This window comes from Falsiroseomonas oryzae (genome assembly GCF_027856955.1).
Lineage (GTDB): Bacteria > Pseudomonadota > Alphaproteobacteria > Acetobacterales > Acetobacteraceae > Falsiroseomonas > Falsiroseomonas oryzae.
The window spans coordinates 1-3,889 of sequence record NZ_JAPSMD010000473.1 but is presented as its reverse complement, the minus strand read 5'-3'; the positions used below and the strand labels follow the sequence as shown (position 1 = coordinate 3,889).

General features: G+C 73.2%; 4 protein-coding genes. All 4 read right to left on the bottom strand.

Annotated elements, in window-relative coordinates:
- Nucleotides 1-557 (bottom strand): P-loop NTPase family protein (locus tag OZN99_RS27260; protein ID WP_270938373.1); only part of this gene is annotated, 557 nt, incomplete at its 3' end.
- A 46-nt stretch (nt 558-603) separates the two neighbouring features.
- Nucleotides 604-1,155 carry a PEP-CTERM sorting domain-containing protein gene (locus OZN99_RS27255; protein WP_270938372.1) on the bottom strand — a complete coding sequence of 184 codons (552 nt, stop codon included), beginning with the start codon at nt 1,153-1,155 and terminating at the stop codon, nt 604-606.
- 240 nt (nt 1,156-1,395) lie between these two features.
- On the bottom strand, nt 1,396-2,757 hold the full coding sequence (locus OZN99_RS27250) for an MmgE/PrpD family protein (protein ID WP_270938371.1): 1,362 nt from the start codon (nt 2,755-2,757) through the stop codon (nt 1,396-1,398).
- Nucleotides 2,758-2,762: 5 nt separating this feature from the next.
- Nucleotides 2,763-3,889 (bottom strand): AI-2E family transporter (locus tag OZN99_RS27245; RefSeq protein WP_333779780.1); only part of this gene is annotated, 1,127 nt, incomplete at its 5' end.

Below are 3,889 nucleotides of genomic sequence, written 5' to 3'. Positions count from 1 at the left end.
CGCGGCAGGCGGGCCAGCAGGAAGTCCTGCACCTCCGGCGCGACGCGCAGCTGCCGGTCGGCCAGGAGCTTCCCGAGCTGGGCGGCGAGCAGCGCATCGGACGGCGCACCGATCCCGACCGCCAGCGTCGCCTTGAGGCGGGAGGCGAGGTCGGGCAGCGCGACCGGCCAGCGGGCGAGCGGCTCCCGCGCCGCCAGCAGCAGGGGCGCGGCCTGCTCCGCGCTGCGGTTGATCAGGTGGAACAGCGCGACCTCCGGCGCCGAATCCGCGCCGTCCAGCGCGGTGCCGGAAGCGGGGGCGAGGGCGAGGCCGGGGGTCAGCGCGCGGCCGTCCAGCAGGCGCCAGCCATGGGTGGCGGCGGTGGCGCGCAGCATGTGGGACTTGCCGGTGCCGGCCGGGCCGAACAGCGCCAGGCGGTGCAGCGGCCAGTCCCAGGGCCGGTCGAGCCAGGCCAGCGCCTCGGCGTTGGAGGAATCCTCCACCAAATCGGCCCGCGCGGCGGAGGGGGTCGCGGGCAGCGGCAGGGGCAGTTGGCGGGGATGATCCGGCGCGCTCACCTGCCCGGCATAGCGCAGGGCGGGCGGCGGCGCGATGGAGGCCGGATCAGGCCCGGCGGCGGCGGCGCAGCGCGCCGAGGCCGAGCAGCGCGCCGCCGAACGGCGCGAGCGAGGCGGGCTCGGGCACGGCGGTGGTCGGGAAGGCGAAGTCCAGGATCAGCGCGGAGCCAGCCGGTCGGACCAGACCGCTGAAGTCGAGCCGAAGGTCGTTGCTGACGACGCTGATGCGGCTGGCGTCAAAGGCGCCCCAGGTCGTGCCGGCGTTCAAGGACACGCTGCCCCAGCCGTTGGAATTGGTGAAGACGAAGCCCCGGGCCGCGCCGGAGAGGTAGGTTACGTCAAAAAAAGAATCGATGACGAGCTGGAAGGCAGAGAAGTTCATCGTCGCGAGCGTGACAGCGCCCGCGCCACCGGTAGCTGTAGCGATGAATTCGACACCAGGGTCCGCAACGACCGCCGTTCCGAAGTTGGTGAGCGTCGTACCAAAAGGAACCTGCAACGTCGCGGCGACGGTGTTGCCGAGCAGGCTGGCGGCGGCGTGGCCCTGCGCAACGAGGATCAGCCCGAGGGCCAGGGCGACGGATCGAATATGGCGCATCTGCGAGGTGTCCCGTGCTGTCCACGGGCGGCCGGGTGCTGACGCCGCGTCGAGCCGCCTTGGGCACCGCCGCCCGGATTGCCGGCCAGCAAACCGCGCGCCAAGCACGAACCATATAAATTTTGTTATGTATCAAATACATGCAGCCCGATGCTCCCGCCCTGTGCGGCAGCAGCTGTCAAATTTCCTGACAGAACGTCAGCTTTCCTGACAGTGTACGCGGAGGCCGCCCCCGCCTTCTCAGCCCAGCGGCAGCAGCCGGACCGGGCCCGGCAAGGCCGCGCCGTGCCACAGGCGGTCCAGCAGGTCCCGCGCCGCCGCCCCGCCGGTCACCGGCCCCGCCAGTTCCAGGAACTTGGCCGAGAGGTCGTCGTCGCTCAGCGGCAGGTCGGGGTCGCCCTTGCGGGTCGGCTGGAAGCGCTCCAGCGCACGGCCGTCGCGCAGCGTGACGCGAACCCGCGCCGCGCGGCGCTGCGGATAGGCATCGGCCAGCTCGGGGTCGAGGCTGACGGCGATGCGCGGCATCAGCGCGCGGATCGCCGGGTCGCGCAGGCGTTCCGGCGCGAAGGCGGCCAGGCGCACGCCGCCCAGGACCAGCAGCGCCGCCGCGCAGTATTGCAGGCTGAAGCGCGCCTCCTGCTCGGTCTCGGCAACCGGGCGGTCGCAGATCGTCTTGGTGGGGCCGTAGCCGCCGACATGGATCTGCTCGATGTCCTCGGGGCCGAAGCCATGCGCCCGGCGCAGCGCGTCCAGCCCGTCCAGCGCGGCGAAGATGTGGCCGCAGCAGCCGTGGTTCTTGAAGGTGATGACGGCGATGGCATGGTCCTGCCCGAGGCCGGCCAGGGCCGTCTCCCACTTGCCGCTGTCCTCGCTGGTGGCGGCGGCGAAGCCGACCGGGCCGTGCAGCACGTCCAGCGCGCCGGTCACGCCGGAGGAAGCGGCGAGCGCGGCCAGCGCGCCGGCTTCCGCGGCATGGCCGGGATGCAGCGGCTTGCTCATCCCGGCGCCGCGGAAGGCCTGCTGCAGCCCGCCGGCCATGGTGGCGGCGGTGGCGATGGCATGCGCCGTGCGGTCCGCGTCGCAGCCCAGGACCACCGCCGTGGCGGCGGCGGCGCCCATCGTGCCGATGGTGCCGGTGGTGTGCCAGTTCCGGTAATGGCTGGGCTGCACCGCGAGGCCGATCCGGCAGCCCACCTCGTAGCCGGCAATGATGCCGCGCAGCAGCCCGTCCATGCCGGTGCCGCGGATCTCGGCCGCGGCGAGCGCGGCGGCGATGGTGGGCGAGCCCGGGTGGTAGCCTGAGTCGCGGTGGATGTCGTCGAACTCCACCGCGTGGCTGGCGGTGGCGTTGAGCAGCGCGGCGCGGCGCAGCGGGGATGGCAGGCCATCGACGTAGCTGGTCGCGGACGCTGCGCCGGGCGCCGCTTCCTCCCCGGCCAGGGCGGCGGCCAGCAGCGTCGCGGGCGGCAGGCGGCAGCCCGGCAGCAGCGCGGCGAACCAGTCCACCAGGGCACGGCGGGCATGGTGCGCCAGCGCGGGATCCAGCGGGCGGTCGCGCCAGCCGGCGGCATGGTCCGCGAGGATGAGCAGCGGGTTGTCCATCGGCCCTAGGATCCGGTGCGCGGCGGGTCGAGGTAGAGCGGGCTCTCCAGATACCGCCGCAGCCAGTAGCGCGCGACGACGCCGAGTGCGGCCGCGATGGGCACGGCGAGCAGCACGCCCAGGAAGCCGAAGGCCACGCCGCCGGCGAACAGCGCGAAGATCACCCACACCGCGTGCAGCTCCACCCGGTCGCCCAGCAGGCGCGGATAGATCACGTAGCCCTCGACGATCTGGCCGATGACGAAGACGCCGACCACCAGCCCCACGCCGTGCCAGGTGCCGAACTGCGCCGCGGCCAGCAGCACCGCGGTGACGAAGCCGGTCAGCGATCCGACATAGGGGATGAAGGACAGCAGCCCCGACATCAGCCCGACGATCAGCCCGAGCTCGAGCCCGACCAGCTGCAGCCCGCCGGCATAGAACAGCGCCAGGATCATGCAGCACAGCAGCTGGCCGCGCAGCCAGGCGGAGAGCACGCGGTCGGTGTCGCGCGCCAGCTGGCGCAGCGTGTGGGCGGAGCGCCGCGGCAGCCAGCTGTCGATGCGCGCGATGATGCGCGGCCAGTCGCGCAGCAGGTAGAAGGCGACGATCGGCGTCACCACCACCAGCGTGAAGACGTTGAACAGCGCGACGCCGCCGCCGATGAGGCGGCCCACCGCAGTGCCGAGGAAGGTCACCATCGCCCCGGCCTGGCGCACCGCGAGGTCTCGCAGCTGCGCGTCCACCACCTCCGGCCCGAAGGCTTCCTGCGCGCGTTCCAGCGCGTCGCGCACCAGCGCACCGATGCCCACCACATAGGCCGGCAGCCGCGCGATCAGGATGCCGATCTGGGCGATCAGCAGCGGGTAGATCAGCAGCATGGCCAGCAGCGCGAAGGCCGCCAGGGTCAGCACCAGCAGGAAGGCCGCCAGCCCGCGCGGGACGCCGATGCGGCGCAGCCGCGTGGTCGGCGGATCCAGGAAATAGGCGATGCAGCCGGCCAGCACGAAGGGCGTCAGGATCGCCGAGAACAGCCACAGCGCGAAGAGCAGCGTGGCCAGCAGCCCCAGCACCAGGGACAGGCGCTGCGCCCGCGTGGCGCGCGCCGCATCCGCCGGCCAGCCGATGGCGCGCGCGGGCGGCGCGGGCGGCC

Coding starts and splice junctions, on each gene's coding strand:
- OZN99_RS27250 (WP_270938371.1), bottom strand. CDS start 2,757: ATGGACAACCCGCTGCTCATCCTCGCGGACCATGCCGCCGGCTGGCGC.
- OZN99_RS27255 (WP_270938372.1), bottom strand. CDS start 1,155: ATGCGCCATATTCGATCCGTCGCCCTGGCCCTCGGGCTGATCCTCGTT.